This is a genomic window from Polaromonas sp. P1_G2 (assembly GCF_056405515.1).
This window is the reverse complement of record NZ_JBFUBY010000784.1, coordinates 1-562: the sequence shown is the minus strand read 5'-3', so window position 1 is coordinate 562 and position 562 is coordinate 1. Positions and strand designations below refer to the sequence as shown.

General features: G+C 58.0%; 1 pseudogene. It reads right to left on the bottom strand.

Features of this window, described 5'->3' with window-relative positions:
- Positions 1–402, bottom strand: a pseudogene (locus AC1D0P_RS27575) (serine hydrolase domain-containing protein); the annotation flags it as partial.
- Positions 403–562 lie beyond the last annotated feature (160 nt).

Genomic DNA, 562 nt, shown 5'->3' with positions numbered 1-562 from the left:
TTCATATTCAGACGCCTTCTCCACCTCGACCGGTTTGGCAAAGGCAACCTTGCGCACAGCATCGAGATTGCTGTCCGGCGCCACTGTGCAGCCCAATCCATCCCGGTAGACCGCATAGCGCGGCGCCACCCAACCGAACAGGTTCGCCTCGATATAGTCGCTGCCTTTGTCGATCTTCACATATTTGAGCAACGGATTCCCCGGCGCCTGGACGTCGTCGGCAAAAACCTGGCGGGGATCGCGATGGGCGAGGAAGACGTTCGAGCAGACGATCTTGGCCGCATAGGCGGTTCCGACTCTGAGCAGCTCGGGCGGAAGGAAATAGAGCCAGCCGGCAGCGCCGACAACCAGCACGACGACCAGCAGAGCCAGCCACTTCAGTATCTTGACGATGATTCGCATGATCGTCGGTTTACTCCATTTCCCGATAGAAATCAGGAAAACGGTCGTTGGGGAAGAGCTAAGGGGCTGCTCTTCCCCAACTTCCGACTGCGGTTCAGGCGCTGATCATAAGGGCCGGCTTCAGGGGCTCGAAGCCGGAGGAATTGATCAATGCATGAAC